The following is a 216-nucleotide window of genomic DNA, read 5'->3' on the forward strand; positions in this document are numbered from 1 at the left end:
AATTGGCTTTGCCGCCCGTGCTGTACTGTCGCGGCACCAAGCCCACTGAAGCCGCAAAATCGCGACTGCATCGGTATTGCTTGCCATCGCCCATTTCTACAGCCAGAAGGCTGGCGGTGATCGGACCGACACACGGCATGCTAAGCAAACGGCTCCCCAGATCATCGTCGGCCAGCTGGCAAGCCAGTTGTTTGTCCAGTTCCTTGATCTGTTCAT

At 56.9% G+C, this 216-nt stretch carries 1 protein-coding gene; it reads right to left on the bottom strand.

The features are described 5' to 3' along the window. Window positions 1–216, bottom strand: a 216-nt coding sequence (locus C661_RS24595) for a transposase (protein WP_041877929.1), incomplete at both ends; no start/stop codon positions are given.

Source organism: Clostridium tunisiense TJ, from assembly GCF_000300195.1.
Lineage (GTDB): Bacteria > Bacillota > Clostridia > Clostridiales > Clostridiaceae > Clostridium_J > Clostridium_J tunisiense.